Genomic DNA, 16399 nt, shown 5'->3' with positions numbered 1-16399 from the left:
ACCAAATAATAAAAATTTGTCTGCTCTTCTATTTTTATTTGCAATTTAAACTCGTTATATTCCGCTATCTATTGTACAACCTTTTTACATAGCTGAATTTTTTTATTTGAAAATAAGGGTGCATCTATAAAACCATAATGATAAACTAAAATACCTAATTCCACTCTAGAATTAATATGCCATTTTTCTTTAATATGATTAATTATCGTTGAAATTCTTCGAGGGGTAACATATATTTTTTTGGAAATTTCTGCATCTGTATATCCTTTTGCTACATAAATAGCTACTTCTAACTCTCTTTCGGTCAACATTCTTTTCATAAAATACGCTCCTTCGAAATTATTTATATAAAAATCAAAAGAAACTATTAAAAGAAAAAAAGGTGAAAAATCATATTTATTTTAATCAGGCTATTTGCGGATAGTAAGATTCCCACCTCAAAATTTAGATGTGGCAAAGAAGTCTAACTCCCTGTAAAAGCCTGCCTGGAGTGGACTAATAATCAGTGGGGGGATAAAACTCCCATTAATTATTAGTGAACCATTTTTTAATAATTTCTCGTATTGTAATACAAGTTTGTAAAAGAAACTATAAATCCATATAATTAGTAATTGTAACTATATTAATTTTACATTACATTAAAAGTTGGGAAATATTCTTATACTCATAAAGTGTTACATTTGAGGGAGGAAAGATGGAATTCTACAATCTTGGTATTATTATTAAAGAACTTAGAAAGAAAAAAAACATGTCACAATCTGAATTATGTCATGGAATATGTTCACAAAGTCAAATTAGTAAGATAGAAAAAGGTATTATTTATCCATCTAGCATATTGTTGTATCAATTATCTGAAAGACTTGGTATTGATCCAAATTATATATTCGCACTAACCAAAAATAAAAAAATAAAATATATTGAAAATGTAAAATGTGTAATGAGAGATTGTGTGAAACAAAAACAATATAATGAGCTTTACGAAATAGTAAAAAAAGAGAAAGATGAGAATAATTTTCAATCAAAAGAAGATAAACAATTTCTATTATGGCATGAAGCGATTGCTATATATTATGTAAATGGAGCAACAAGTAATGCCTTTGACATTTTAAATAGAGCACTAAAACAAACCTTAAGTAGTAGTAACTTTTTATCAGAAAAAGAAATAAGCATAATGAATTCAATTGCTATAATACATGCAGAAAATGAAGAGTATGAGAAAAGTATAAATATATTAAAACAAAGTTTAATTAATTTTAATAAGATAGAATTTCCTAGAGAAAAAGAAATCAAATTAAGACTCATTCATACGTTAACAAAATGTTTACACCTTGCAAATCAATATGAAGAAGCAATAAAGTATAGTGAAATAGGTATAAAATTAGCGATAAATATGAATACTTTATACTTATTAGGTGAATTATTTTTTGAAAAAGGTGCAATTTTATTGAAAGTTCAGCACTCTAATGAAGTTGGTTTAACAGACATAAAAAAAGCATTATTTATATTTGAACTAACTGAAAGAAAACAATATATAAAAATGATCAAGGAAAAATATATTAAAAATCAAGAATAAACAAGAAAGAATTCTAACATAAACTATTCCTAATTGTTATTTTTTTCTAAAAAAAGTACTGTAATACGAACTATTCCTAATTGTTGTTTATTGCTAAAATAAATACCGTAATATTAGATAAATATAAAGGGTGGCATTTTATGAAATCAAGAGGAATTACTCGTAAAGCAGATAGCATGGGGCGTATTGTTATTCCAATGGAAATAAGACGGAGTTTAGGAATTGTAGAAAAAGATTCTCTTGAAATGTTTATAGAAGAGGACCAGATTATTTTACGAAAATATCAATCTCCAAGAGCTTGTGCACTTACAGGGGATATTTCAGACAGCAATATTTCGTTAGCGAATGGGAAGATTATTGTAAGTCCAAACGGGATGGAACTGTTAATAAAGAAGTTACAGCAATATCTTTTAAAATAAAGTGAAACTTTAATCAGGGGGAGTTTTGTTCATCCCCACTGATTATCAGCCCTCACCAATCTTGCTTTTATGGGCAGCCCGAACCCCCACCTAACTTCTTTGCTTCCGCTGTATTTTAAGGTAGGGGTCTTACTGCCCGGCAAATAGCGGGGTAAAAGGTAAGTAAGAACTTTAAAATAGAATATACTTGAAAAAAATTCCTCTATCAATTTAGGGGTTTTTTTATTGTTATCAATAAAATTGAGGGGCCGTAGTTCGTTCAATGGAATACGAATTACTTCATAAATAGTCTGACTATTTTTTATAAAAAAACTATTCATTTACATTTTTTGGTTTCGTGTTATATTTTTAATGTTAACATAGTTGTATTGAAAATTCTGATTTCGAAATTAGGAAAACTTTAGAAAATGAAAGAGATTTTTAAATTAAATTTACCAATTCAATAGAGGTTCGTCGGGGAAATGTACCTAAGAAGAAATCTCTTATAATCCACGTTTTTTATTTGTAAATCGGTAGTTCTAATAGCTCTGACGAAAAGCGAAGGAGCAAAAAAGAAATGGATAGTTTGTTTAATAGAAGATAGGGTATAAAAAATAAAACAACGGAGGTTTTATAATGAATAAAGGAATACTGCAGATTACAGAAATTGAAGAAATTAGCATTCCTAATGTATTGAAGGATAAAATGAAGAATCTGATAGAAAATGAATTGAAAACTCATAATCCTTATACTTGTGATCAAGAAATAGCAGCATATTTTTCAAAAGAGTGGCTTAATTGTTTGATTGACTATTCAAAGAAAAATCCGAATTCAGATATGAAAAACCTACTACATATAATAAAAATAGCGAATTGTGGCGGAAACGTACCACCTACTCTTATTAAAAATACTCCATGTGATCCTATGGAAACACTATTACCTGGGGAAAATCGCAGAGGTTTTAATTATGGCGAAGACGAACACGATAGAATGAAAAAATATTTTTATGCAGAATGGGTCACATGGCTTTTTGCCACACTTTTTAATTATGATGCTTTAATTCACCCATCCGAACATGCAGGGAAAAATAGATTTCATCTTATTTCACCTTTAAACAACGATGAAGTTTTGCGAAATGTCGGTGCAAGCACCGGTGGCGGGAACTTTTATCAACATAACGATGCCACAGTGTATACAGATATGAAAGACCAATCAGATATTGAAGCAAGATTGAAAACATTCAATACGAATTTAGAAATTGTATCAAATAGACTTAATAAATCCGTGGAACGAATAGTGTCTGAAATTACTTGTGGAAAATTTACTAGAGTTGATGCTCTTTTATTAAAAGGAGTGTTAAATTTAAAAACTCAAACTCATATTGGAACGCCAAAATTACTGCAAAAGCATCTTGAAGAAAATCACTTCAGTAAAGATGACATATTGGCGGTAAGTAAAATGCCTATTGCTCATATCGCAGGAATGGCTGATGGTGAAATATCGGGATTTGTAGGAGAAATAAACCAAATCATATTTTTAGATGATAATGGTGATATTATTGCAACTTGTTTGAATGGAGCGGAAAATAGATTAATTTATGTGGGAGAAAGTGAAGAAGAAAAATTGAAATTTGACATGTTTTTAGAACTCTTACGAACAACGCCTACTTATAAGGTTCCACTTACATCTGAAGATTTATTACTTATACCAAATTCATACTATGGTAAACAAACAAATGTAACTCATGGTAGGGAAAGGTTATCTGAGGAAGAATATAAAATCCCGATTGGAAACAATAAATATGGAAGAAGAATTGTTTGCAGACAATACGTTTCCAGTCGATTACGTGATCAAAAAGAAAGTTACTTTACAGATTTAATTAACTAGTTTAAAGAGAGGAGGGACGATGGGGAGGTTTGGGTTATAATAGCTCAAGCCTCCCCATATTCTTTGTATGGATTTTACTATTGAATTACTTATACTACTATTTTTAGTAGCTGTATTAGCAGGATGGATAGATACGATTGCTGGGGGCGGTGGTATGATAACTATCCCGATAATGTTATTAGTAGGTATGTCTCCTTCTGTAGCGATAGCAACTAATAAACTACAAGGGAGTAGCGGAACTCTCATGGCAACAGTGTTTTTTATTAAGAAGAAAGAAATTAATCTTAAAGAAATGCGTTTGTCCATCTTAATGACCTTTTTGGGATCCGTTTTCGGTGGATGGCTTGTTTTACAGATACGAGCAGAATATTTAATCATGATATTACCTTTTTTACTTATTATTATTGGTCTTTATTTTCTATTATCTCCAAATATAGCAAACGAAGATCGACCGAGAAAAATAAGTATGTTGTTGTTTGCGTTAACAGTGGCTCCATTCCTTGGATTTTATGATGGTTTCTTCGGCCCAGGAACAGGTAGTTTAATTGCTTTAGCGTTCATTCTTTTATGTGGATATAGTGCTACGAGAGCAACTGCAAATGCTAAAATCTTGAATTTTACAAGTAATTTCGCTGCTTTGTTATATTTTATTATTTTTGGCCAAATCGATTGGACAATTGGGTTGATTATGATGCTTGGTCAAATTATAGGATCGTATATTGGAGCGAAGATGGTGCTTACAAAAGGGACGTCATTAATACGACCAATAGTGGTTATTGTTTGCTTTGTCATGGCAATTAAAATTTTTTTACAAAATATAAACTAAATGTAATCAATATATTATTTGGATCAAAGTTAGAGTGTTTTCATGTTCTTATTGCAGTATTACGCTGTTTAAGATGTGTTCAAAATTACACAATTTGACTAGTGTAATATATTGCGTTATGCTTTTTTATAGTATAAAAGAAAGGCTTGAAGATAATGATTCGTCGTTTGAGAAAGCTAAAAAATGTAGCAGTCGTAGTAAGCTTCTAAGTAAATAGCAAAATATATAATACTTAGAAGCGAGGAATAAAGTTATGAAGTATCCATTATTTAATCATTGGTCAGAAACAAAGTATATAAAAGATATAGTAACAAATCCACTCATTGAAGTAGGAGAGTACTCCTATTATTCAGGCTATTATAGCCATCAAAATTTTGAAGATGGCTGTGTAAGGTATTTGTGGGGAGATGCTAAGTCTCAAGCACTTTTCAATCCAATTGAACAGATGGGATGGCATCTTGATAAACTCATTATTGGGAATTATGTTTGCATTGCAAGTGGGGTAGTCATTTTAATGGGTGGTAATCATAATCATCACTCAGAATGGATTACAGTATATCCATTCGCTGAGCAAATCAAACAATCATATGAACCAAAGGGCGATACAGTCATTCAAAGTGATGCTTGGATTGGAATGAATGCTATAATAATGCCTGGCGTTACTATTGGTGAAGGGGCAATTGTTGCTGCAGGATCTGTCGTAAGTAAAGATGTTCCGCCGTATACAATAGTTGGTGGAAATCCTGCTAAGGAAATAAAGAAACGATTCACTGATATAGAGATAAATATGTTAATGGAAATGCGTTGGTTTGATTGGGATAGGAAATTGATTGAGAAGGCAATTCCGCTGTTATCTAGTCCATCCATCGAACCATTATTTGCTTTTTATAAAAATGAAGTGAAAAATAAATAAATCAGTTAGAAAAACTACATCCAGTATAGGGTGTAGTTTTTTTATTACAAAAAACTAATAGTTTAGACTAAATAAAATTCATCTCTAATATAGGTCTAGCAAATAGCTGAATTGAATAATTAAAATCCTTGATAGCTAATAAAGCATTAACGGGCAGTAAGACTCCCACTGATTAAAGTTTCACTTTATTTTTTGTAAATATGGAACAAATGTAGCATCTAGATTGTCTATTAATTGTAATCCTAAAAAATATGAAAGTGCGAATCATTTTGAAAAATATAAGGGGATTAAAAATAAGGATATGTGTGGGAATACAAAGTATCAGGGCGCCTAAAAGTGTCGGATGAGATGGTCTATATGAAAGCGATTCTAACGTTTTATATGTATATATAATTTGAGAACACTGTCTATTTTTTTGCGGGATTATGTTAGAATAACCCTTTTTTTGAGTACAAAGAAATTGGAGGTAACAGAAGTGAAAGGTATGTTTTGTAAGAGATTTATTGCAATAGTAACAGTGCTTACACTATTTTGTAGCATGTTCGTTACATTTGGAAAAGCAGCAGCGGAAACAGTTTCTGCTATAGACGTTGAAGCAGGATCAACAATTTTAATAGAAGCAAATTCCGGGAAAATTTTATATGAAAAAAATGCAGATGAATCATTGGCAATTGCTAGTATGACAAAAATGATGAGCGAATACTTAGTTCATGAAGCGGTGGATAAAGGAAAACTTAAATGGGATCAAAAAGTTAAAATCTCTGAATATGCACATAAGATTTCGCAAGATCGTTCACTATCAAATGTTCCATTAGAAAATGGTGGCTCTTATACGGTAAAAGAGTTATATGAGGCAATGGCAATTTACTCTGCAAATGGTGCAACAATTGCTTTAGTTGAACAGATTGCTGGTAAAGAGGTCAATTTTGTAAAAATGATGAACGATAAGTCAAAAGAGTTTGGTATGAAAGATTATAAGTTTGTAAACTCTACTGGCTTAACAAATCAAGATTTAAAAGGATATCATCTAGAAGGGACAACTCTAGACGAGAAAAATAAAATGTCTGCAAGGGATTGTGCAATTTTAGCACAACGTCTTATTCAAGATTTCCCCCAAATATTAAATACAGCAAAAATTCCTAAAAAAACATTCCAAGAAGGTGGTAAATATCCAATTGATATGGCGAACTTTAATTGGATGTTAAAAGGCTTAATTAAGCAATATGAAGGTGTAGATGGTTTGAAAACAGGAACGACTCCAGAAGCGGGAGATTGTTTCACTGGTACAGTAGAAAGAAATGGTATGCGACTAATTTCTGTAGTGATAAAAGCAAAATCTCATACGGCACGTTTTGATGAAACAAAGAAATTATACGATTATGGATTTGCGAATTTTGAAGTGAAGAATGTCTATGGAAAAGATTCAGTAGTAAAAGGGCATGAAACAGTTCGAGTAGCAAATGCAAAAGAAAAAGATGTAGTAGTTCAAATGAAGCAAGCTGTTTCGCTTCCAATGCCGAAGGGCAACAAAGACATTTATAAAAAAGAATTTAAAGTATTGAATACGGAACAAGAAGCGCCTATTAAAAAAGGTGCAACAATTAGTAAAATGATTATCTCGCCTAAAGATAATACAGATCCTGGGTTCTTATCGGGTAATTCATTACAAATAGACCTTGTAACAAAATCTGATGTGGAACAAGCAAATTGGCTTACACGTTTTATACGTAAAACAGGATCTTTTTTTAGTGGTATGTGGGATAGTGCGATTGATATAGTAAAAAGCTAATTTTATAGGATACAACTAAATGTTTCACTTTATAAAAATTTAATAAAATCTTTTCTTTGTATTAAATATTTTGTTTTAAATTATGTATATAAAGAAATGGAGGTCAAATTAACTTTGTACTGCTTATATTAGGAATTTAAAGAAAGAATATGTACAATTCTCCCACTACATTCTTATAGTGGCCTTTATGAACAGCAAAATTTACAATTTACAAGGAGAACATTTTATGAGTAAGAGAATAAAAGAATTAGATTCCATACGAGGGTTAGCGGCACTTACTGTGGTATTTGGACATTTTTGTTTAATGCTACCATCGTTGCCTAATTCTATTAAATTTTCCCCGCTTAGGTTTTTATGGGCGGGTGGGGAAGCTGTTATCGTTTTTTATGTACTAAGTGGTTTTGTGTTATCTATGGCACTTTATCATTCAAAAACAAATTATTGGGGATATTTAATTAAGAGATTTGTAAGAATCTATATTCCTTATTATTTTTGGATAATCGTTACCTTTGTTTTATTTATTTTATTTTCGTCGTATGAAGTGGTAGGACTACGGGATTGGTTCTATGATAGGTGGCAAGGGTCTATAACAAAATTAGATATTTTAAACCACTTTGTGCTTCTTAATAACTTTTTTACGGAAAATTATAATCCAGTTATTTGGTCATTGGCTCAAGAAATGCGTATATCTATTGTGTTTCCTTTGTTATTCCTTCTTTTTTATAAACTGAATTGGAAGAAAACGATACTATTTGCTTTGAGCTTTTCTTTAATTAGTGTTGTTCTTAATATGTTGCATATTGGGAAAGCTGAAGGATTTTATAATGGTTATGCTGATACACTGCATTTTACATCTATGTTTATGGTTGGAATGTTACTTTTTAAGTATCAGGAAAAACTTATCTACTCATATAGGAATATGAAAAAAATTAAAAAAGGATTTCTTATTGCATTAGGGGTTATTCTATATTTATATTCCATTTTAATTTATGGTTTTTCCCGTAATGATACAACTTTCTTATTAAAAGATTGGGGTGTCGTAATGGGGGTTAGTATATTTATTATAATGGCTATGAGTAACCTAAAAGTAAAAGTATTTTTAAATAAGAGTGTATTTGTATATTTAGGAGAAATTTCATACAGTATCTATTTATGTCATTTTCCAATCATGATGGTACTATTTAAACTTTTGTATACAAAGATACCTATCTTTTTTCTTCTTACTTTGTGCATTGCAATGACACTACTTTTTTCTATAGTTTCATATCATTTAATCGAAAAGAAATGTATCAACTGGGCGAAACAAAGAACAACAAATTTTTGGGGAAAAGTATAATTCCTAGGGAGATTTTATTTCTTTAGTAAATATATGAATATGACCGATTCCTAAGTATACTTAGGAATCGGTCAATTTTAGATTCTAAATGTCAATATAGTAAAGCGGAATATAATTGAAATCGAAAACCACTTAGAAATAACAATTACGGTGTGAGCTATTGTATAGTATAGATATGGTTAATAATAAAGGGGGAATACATATGTAGAAGCGATTTGTAGCAATTGGTGATAGTTTTACAGAGGGGATAGGGGATCAAGTTGAGGGAATTGCATTAAAAAGCTGGGTAGATCATTTTGTTCAACTGTGTGAAAACGATATAGAATATGCCAATTTTGCAAAGCGTGGGTTAGTAACTAAAGAAATTCGCTCGCAGCAATTGGAAAAGGCGTTAACTTTTAATCCAGATTTGGTTAGTCTCATTGCAGGGGCAAACGATGTTTTAAAAGGACGTTGGAATCATGATGCATATAAGAACGATATGGATTTTATGATAGATACATTAAGTAAAGCAGGGGCTGATATTATTATAGCAAACCTTCCAGATTTTACAGTTAGGCTTCCTTTTGCTTCTGAAAAAAAACAAGTAATAAAAGAACAATTATTAGAGGCAAATGAAGTTATACATTCACTGAGCAGAGAGTATAAGCTTCATCATGTTGATTTTTGGAATCATCATTTAGTTAATGACAATACGCTTTGGTCTAAGGATTTAATTCATCCAAACTCAAAAGGATATGTAAAAGTTGCTGAATTAATTTTTAGTAGTTTGCCTGTACAGAAGACAAAATAATAGTTTGCAATGTAACGAATATGATATTAAGTGTATGAAGCTATGTTTTTTAGTAAATGGAAGAATTGAACATTTAGCAAACAAAGCGTTTCTACGATATATTTCTACAGTAGTGCACAAATACAGAATCACAAAGAAAGATCACTTATGGAAATAGGTGGTCTTTAAATGTTTTTATAACTAAATTAGTATATACTGTATTACTAACAATTTCGTACTACATAAAAATTAAGTTCTCTTATAGAAAAACTGATTTTATATTATCTTAAAATATAATAAAACGTTCAAATCATATTTTGGGTATGTATCCTAATTGTGAATGATGTGTAATTTTTTTGAAGTATAAATATCCAATAAATAAAATAGGTAGTAGGTGCAGAAGTATTAATACTATATTATTCAATTCTTGTTATGAGTACATTAGTGATTGGTAATATTATATTTTTATTATCAACTTTAGTTATTGGAATTAATTTGCATAGAAAATATGTAGGATAAGAAAAAAATATACTTTATTGTATATTTTTTTTTGTTTAGTAGGATTTACGGTCTCTTTAAACTATTATGTTAATAAAATTAAAAAACTTAATTCTTGATACCCTTATGGTTAAAGCTATCTATAAAATGAAAATATAAATAAATAATAGTTTGTTATGATTTGTGGATTTGGTTTTTTATCCGAATTTTCTGATTCAAATATTTCAACTTTATGAATATAGTAGGTGAAATATTTTTGTGATAGTATTTGAGATAGAAAAAAGCCAACTTTAAAAAGGATGTGAATTGAATGTGTAAACGACTGTAAAGGGTTATATTAAGGCAACGTTTAGCTGTTATTAGTGTAAGGTAAAGATATATTTTGTAACAGTTGATATAAAAATGAAGAAATAGGTACGCTTTCGTTTGTCTGACTATTTTAAATATATGAAAAATAAGACCAGTTTGAGTTTTGACGAAGTTAAATTCTAGGTGAGATGTCAATAATGATTAATTAGGTTTAATAAAGAGGTACCTTATACGCAAAAGCGTTTATATTAGTAACCTAAGGAGCTTGCTTTTATGAAAACTACTGATTCAAAAGGCCTATTAGGAAATAGGGTTTATTTACAAGTTTTCTCTGCCTATTCATTGCTTATGCTTGGTGTTTTTATTGATATGTTAGCGATTATGACTATAGTTGGGTTTGAATGGGAAGTAGATCCTACTATGATTGGATTGATTCCTGTTGCATATGCACTTCCTGGAATTATTTTTGGCTCATGGGCAGGTGTTATTGCAGATCGTTTTAGAAAAATTCCAATTATGATGTTCTGTAATCTAATGGTTGGTCTAATAACAATTGCTCTTTTATTTGTACAAGATATCCACTGGCTCTTAGTGGCATTAATGATTCGTTCCATTTTTATTGTTTTCTATTATCCTGCACAGCAAACACTAACAAGACAGATTGTATCTCCGGACTTGCTTACTAAAGCAGTAAGTATCAACGGAATAGTAGAGCAGGGTACCAAGATAGTAGGCCCACTTATAGGGGGCATGTTGTTGAGCTGGTTTCAACCAGAGTTCTGCCTCATTATAAGAGCTATAAGTTGTTTATTAGCTACCTTAGTTCTCATACCCACAATAAAATTTAAAGAAACTATATCGAAAGAATTTGTTGAACAGCAAAAACAAAGTACTTGGACCGCTTGGGTACAAGGGTGGGGTTATGTGTTATCTAATCGGATAATATTATCAACCATGATTTTCGTTACAATAGCCATGGCAGTATTACAATTAGTAGACTCACAATTCCCAACTTTATTTAAGAGCTTATTCCCACATGATAAAAGTAAAATGGGATATATCATTTCTATTATTGGTCTTGGCGGAATACTTGGTGCATTACTAACTCAGAAATTAAAACAGTTTCAATATGGCTGGGTAGTATGTGGAGGTATGGTTTTAATGGGAATTGGTTTTGGGGGGATTGGTTTGATAACGCCCGGTACGGTCTTCGTTTTAGCCTATTTAATTAGTTTTATCGCTGGTATTGGAAGTGGGCTGATGCTTGTATCTAATCAAGTCATATTACAAATAGAATCCGATCAAGATCAAGTAGGAAGAGTATTTGGTATTCAAAGCAGTTTAACAAACGCAGTTTTAATTATTTCTCCTGCTATGAGTGGCCCATTAGTGCATTTGTTTGGAGTAACTCAACTCTATGTTTATGGAGGGATTGGGCTTGTTATTATTGGAGTAATTGGAGTTTCACTGCAGAAATATTTATGGGGTAAACATAAACACGAACCTATAAGAGCAAATAATTTTTGAAGGGAAGATTTTTATGACCAATGAGGAATGTTATCCATTAAGCCATCCGCAGCGAAGAATATGGTATACAGAAGTTATTCATTCTGATAAAGGAATATGTAATTTAAGATTTTTATTTAAACTTCATCGGAAAATGAATTATTCAAAATTAAACCAAGTTGTGAATCGCATTATCAGTGAAAATGACGGTCTGTGCATTAGGTTAAAAGAAAATGGGCATCAGGAACCGAAACAATATTTTATTAAACATGAAGAACAAGAATTTGAGTTTTTTGATTTCAGTAATGTGGAGAATACAAATTTGCTTGAGGAATGGATTGAGCAGAAAACAAAAGAAACGTTTACATTATTTAATTCGAATTTATACTATTTCGCTTTAATAAAATTAAACGATAATGAATGTGCAGTCTTTGGAAATGTTCATCATATTATTATGGATGGTTTATCAATTCAAATATTTACTGAGCAGATTGCAAAATATTATTATGACATGCATAACGAGAATGAGGAAGGCGAAATTAAAAATTCATATGTTCAATTTCTGACTAATGAACAAACATACTTGAATAGTAGTCGCTTTCAAAAAGATCAAAAATTTTGGTTAGAGGAATTTAAAACACTGCCATCTGTGACTGGATTGAAGCCTTATAATACGTACCAAGTTAGTACCAAAGCATCACGCGAGACGTTTATATTAACGGAGCATTTGAAGAGAAAGATAGAGAGGTTTTCTGAAGATTACAAAATTAGTTTATACACCCTTTTTGTTGCTGCTTTCTCGTTGTCCATGTATCGGTGGACCTCATCGCTTGATATTGGTTTAGGAATGGCTTACGGCAACCGTATGACTAAAATGGAACGAAAATTGATTGGAATGATGGTGAGTACAGTTCCTTTAAGAATGGATATTGATCCAGAAGAAGAAGTACTTTCATTTATTAGTAGGGTGTCCAGAAAACAAAGTAAATCATTAAGACACCAGAAATATCCATTTGATTTGTTATTAAAGCAGATTAATAAAGAGAATAACAGTAATGTGAGACTTTTCGGAACTACGATTGATTATAGGGATCGTGATGAAAGTGGTGACTCACTATGGATTCCAAACCGTGAAGAGGTACAAGATTTTGCAGTGCATATTGAAAATCTAATTGATATAGACTCTATACATGTACATATTGATTATCGTGAGGAGCTATTTTCTAAGGAAGAGATAGAACGATTCTTTAACGTTATGTTAGTGATACTGGAAAATACTTTTGAAAACCCAAAGCAGAAGGTGGCTGAAATAGAAATCATTTCTGAGGAAGATAAAAGAATAAGTTTAGTTGAGTTCAACAATCCTAAACTGGATGTCCCACCTCAAGTAACTATTCATGAAATGTTCGAACGGCAAGCGATGATTTATCCAAATACTATTGCAGTTACGTATGAAAAAGAAAAAATTACTTATAAGGAGCTTAATGAACGTGCAAACCAGTTAGCTCATTATTTGCAGAAAAAGAGAGTAGGACCTGATACTTTAGTTGGAATATGCTTTGAACGTTCCCTCGAAATGATTGTAGGTATTTTAGGGGTTTTGAAGGCTGGTGGGGCTTATGTTCCACTGGATCCAACATATCCAGAGCAGCGACTTCAATATATTTTAGAAGATGCTAGCATTCAGTTATTCGTAACGCAAGAAAGTTTAAAAGAATTGAAATGGTTACCAGAAAATGTTGAGTCGATTTGCCTGGATTGTGATCAAGATGAGATTGGGAAAGAAAGTAAGACTTTGCCGGTTTCTAATGTCGGTCCCAAAAATCTGGCATATGTAATCTATACTTCGGGTTCAACGGGAAATCCAAAGGGCGTTATGATAGAGCATCACAATGTCATTCGGTTATTTAAATCGACGGATTGTTGGTATCAGTTTAATGAAAAAGATACTTGGACGCTTTTTCATTCGTATGCATTTGATTTCTCAGTATGGGAAATTTGGGGAGCATTATTATATGGTGGAAAATTAGTTGTTGTTCCGTACTGGATTAGTCGATCACCTAAGGATTTTTATCAATTATTGGTGGAGGAAGAAGTCACAGTTCTAAATCAGACACCTTCCGCATTTAGACAATTAATACGAGTGTGTGAACAGGAAGATAAGAATAAAAATTTGCAGCTGCGTTACGTAATATTTGGCGGAGAAGCGTTAGAACCTATTAGCTTGTTACCGTGGTTTAAAAGGTATGGGGAGAAAAAACCACAGTTAATTAATATGTATGGAATTACAGAAACTACAGTTCATGTTACATATTATCCAATTACTTTAGATGATGTGCAGCATGCTTCAAGAAGTAATATTGGAAAGCGGATTCCCGATTTAGAAGTGTATATACTAGACGCTTATCAACAACCTGTTCCTATAGGTGTTGATGGTGAACTTTATATTGGTGGAGCAGGATTGGCACGTGGGTATTTAAATAGACCTGAATTAACAGCAGAGCGTTTTATATCTCATCCATTTAGTAGTGATCTGAAAGCAAGATTATACCGGACAGGAGACTTAGCGAGGTATTTGCCAGATGGGAATCTAGATTATCGTGGAAGAATTGATCATCAGGTTAAAATACGTGGTTTCCGAATTGAGATTGGGGAAATTGAGTCTACTTTAAATACATATGCATATGTAAAAGAGGCAGTTGTAATTGTAAGAGAAGATCAGCCAGGCGATAAACGATTAGTAGCATATGTTGTAGGAGATGGAAATGTAGATGCGTGGAGAGAGTATCTTAAAGCGAAACTACCAAGTTATATGGTTCCTTCGGGATTTGTGGCGATGGAAGCTATTCCACTTACAGCTAACGGTAAAGTTGATCGTGAGGCCTTACCTATGCCAGAGGAAAAGCAGATTAATAGTGAATGGGTTGGCCCTCGGAATAGTAACGAACAGATACTGACTACCATTTGGAAGCGAGTATTAGGTGTTAAAAAGGTGGGAATCTATGATAATTTCTTTGAAATTGGTGGCGACTCGATTCTCAGTATTCAAATCATATCTCAAGCAAGTCAAGTGGGGTTAAAACTTACTCCAAAGCAAATGTTTGAATGCCCAACTATCGCTGAGCTGGCACAAGTGGCTATAGAAACGCAGGGAGTACAAGCGGAGCAGGGAATTGTGATAGGTGATGTGCCTCTTACTCCAATTCAGTGCTGGTTCTTCGAGCAAGAACATCCACATACAGAGCATTGGAATCAATCAATGCTTTTAAGAGTAAAAGAAAGATTGGATGTGAAATTACTAGAGGGAGCGATATTAAATTTACTGAAACATCATGATGCTTTACGTTTCCGGTACGAACAATTACCAAACGGAACGTGGAGGCAGAGAAATGAAGGGACTGATGAGCTGTCAGTACTCCATGTTGTAAAACGGAATCAAGTTAATGAAAAAGAGTGGAATAAAATAATACAAGAAGAGATGAATATTCATCAAGCTAGTTTCAATTTAATTACTGGTCCGTTAATGAAAGTAGTGTACTTTGAAGATAACTTGACTGAAAATGATCGAATATTCTGGGTGATACATCATTTAGTAGTAGATGGAGTGTCATGGAGGATTCTATTGGAAGATTTACAGGTGGTATATAACCAGATGAAACAAGGTCAAGAAATTCGCTTACCTGCGAAAAGTACATCTTTTAAAGAATGGTCTGAACGACTTCAGACATACAGTGATTCGGGTATTTCAAAAGAAGTAAAGGATTATTGGAATCAACAAGTAGAAAAAGAAACGATGAAAATTCCAATGGACTATCCAATACAAGAAACGACAGAAGAATCGATTGATCAAGTGACGAGGACTTTAGGAATAGAAGAAACACAAGCATTGTTACACGAAGTTCTAGTCACTCATAAGACAAGGATTGATGAGGTACTATTAACGGCATTAGGACAAGCTATCGTCGATTGTACAAATCAGCAAACCGTTTCTATTCATCTAGAAGGACACGGAAGGGAAGAGATGATTGAAGGTATTGATTTATCAAGGACAGTGGGCTGGTTCACGAGTATTTATCCCGTTCATCTCAATTTTCAAGGAACTCAGACACCTATTGAAGGGTTAAAGGCAGTCAAAGAACAATTGCGTCGAATCCCAAATCGCGGAGTAGACTATGGTATTTTACGTTACTTGAATAAAGGATTACTTCCGTTTTATCAGCAAAAGCCTTCAATAAGCTTTAACTATTTGGGCCAATTTGATCAGGTGTTTTCAAGGGACTCTTTGTTTATGCAAGAGACAGGATTTACATTTTTAGATCATGCTCCAGATTCCAAACCATCTCATCTAATTGATGTTATCGGAATGTTGAAGGATGAAAAGTTACATTTTATTTGGCTGTATAGTAGGGAACAGTTTTCTAAATTAAAAATTCAAGTGATAGCAGATGGTATGTTAAGGCATCTTCGTCAACTTATAAATAAACCAACAACAGAGTCTGCTTTTACGGTATCAGATTTTGCTGATGCAGAGGATCTTACGGAAGAAAGCTTGAGCAAAGTATTACTTAAATTAACAAAGAAGAGGGTGTAAA

11 protein-coding genes are annotated in these 16399 nt (G+C 32.3%); 10 read left to right on the top strand and 1 reads right to left on the bottom strand.

The genetic code is table 11. From position 1 onward, the window contains the following. Window positions 1-68: 68 nt before the first annotated feature. Complete coding sequence (locus ACTFR3_RS15060) at window positions 69-320, bottom strand: response regulator transcription factor (RefSeq protein WP_000827560.1); 252 nt, start codon at window positions 318-320, stop codon at window positions 69-71. Between the two features lie 374 nt (window positions 321-694). Here ACTFR3_RS15060 and ACTFR3_RS15055 point away from each other — a divergent pair, with 374 nt between their 5' ends. The 10 genes from ACTFR3_RS15055 to ACTFR3_RS15010 all read left to right on the top strand — a co-directional run bounded on the left by ACTFR3_RS15055 (window position 695) and on the right by ACTFR3_RS15010 (window position 16398). Continuing rightward, the gene (locus tag ACTFR3_RS15055) at window positions 695-1573 is read left to right on the top strand and encodes a helix-turn-helix domain-containing protein (protein WP_000397979.1); all 879 of its coding nucleotides are present in this window, start codon (window positions 695-697) and stop codon (window positions 1571-1573) included. Window positions 1574-1713: 140 nt separating this feature from the next. Beyond that, entirely contained in the window at window positions 1714-1992 is a 279-nt protein-coding gene (locus tag ACTFR3_RS15050) for an AbrB/MazE/SpoVT family DNA-binding domain-containing protein (protein WP_000842216.1), read from the top strand. Between the two features lie 615 nt (window positions 1993-2607). After that, on the top strand, window positions 2608-3858 hold the full coding sequence (locus tag ACTFR3_RS15045; protein WP_001032358.1) for a hypothetical protein: 1251 nt from the start codon (window positions 2608-2610) through the stop codon (window positions 3856-3858). Window positions 3859-3925: 67 nt separating this feature from the next. Continuing rightward, a complete protein-coding gene (locus tag ACTFR3_RS15040; RefSeq protein WP_000347993.1) occupies window positions 3926-4684 on the top strand; it encodes a TSUP family transporter in 759 nt (252 codons plus the stop codon). Window positions 4685-4937: 253 nt separating this feature from the next. Then, on the top strand, window positions 4938-5597 hold the full coding sequence (locus ACTFR3_RS15035) for a CatB-related O-acetyltransferase (RefSeq protein WP_000876937.1): 660 nt from the start codon (window positions 4938-4940) through the stop codon (window positions 5595-5597). Window positions 5598-6072: 475 nt separating this feature from the next. Further along, window positions 6073-7386 (top strand): D-alanyl-D-alanine carboxypeptidase family protein, encoded by a 1314-nt coding sequence (locus tag ACTFR3_RS15030; RefSeq protein WP_440044525.1) that lies wholly within the window; start codon window positions 6073-6075, stop codon window positions 7384-7386. A 187-nt stretch (window positions 7387-7573) separates the two neighbouring features. After that, on the top strand, window positions 7574-8722 hold the full coding sequence (locus ACTFR3_RS15025; RefSeq protein ID WP_124749712.1) for an acyltransferase family protein: 1149 nt from the start codon (window positions 7574-7576) through the stop codon (window positions 8720-8722). A 223-nt stretch (window positions 8723-8945) separates the two neighbouring features. Beyond that, entirely contained in the window at window positions 8946-9515 is a 570-nt protein-coding gene (locus tag ACTFR3_RS15020; RefSeq protein ID WP_440044605.1) for an SGNH/GDSL hydrolase family protein, read from the top strand. Window positions 9516-10574: 1059 nt separating this feature from the next. Then, a complete protein-coding gene (locus ACTFR3_RS15015; RefSeq protein ID WP_098564082.1) occupies window positions 10575-11828 on the top strand; it encodes an MFS transporter in 1254 nt (417 codons plus the stop codon). Between the two features lie 13 nt (window positions 11829-11841). Continuing rightward, window positions 11842-16398 carry an amino acid adenylation domain-containing protein gene (locus ACTFR3_RS15010; protein WP_440044524.1) on the top strand — a complete coding sequence of 1519 codons (4557 nt, stop codon included), beginning with the start codon at window positions 11842-11844 and terminating at the stop codon, window positions 16396-16398. The last annotated feature ends 1 nt before the right edge of the window (window position 16399 follow it).

Origin of the sequence: Bacillus cereus group sp. MYBK14-1 (assembly GCF_051916885.1) — a bacterium.
Classification (GTDB): domain Bacteria; phylum Bacillota; class Bacilli; order Bacillales; family Bacillaceae_G; genus Bacillus_A; species Bacillus_A cereus.
Note: the sequence above shows the minus strand (reverse complement) of the source record. Positions and strands in the feature narration are given on the sequence as shown.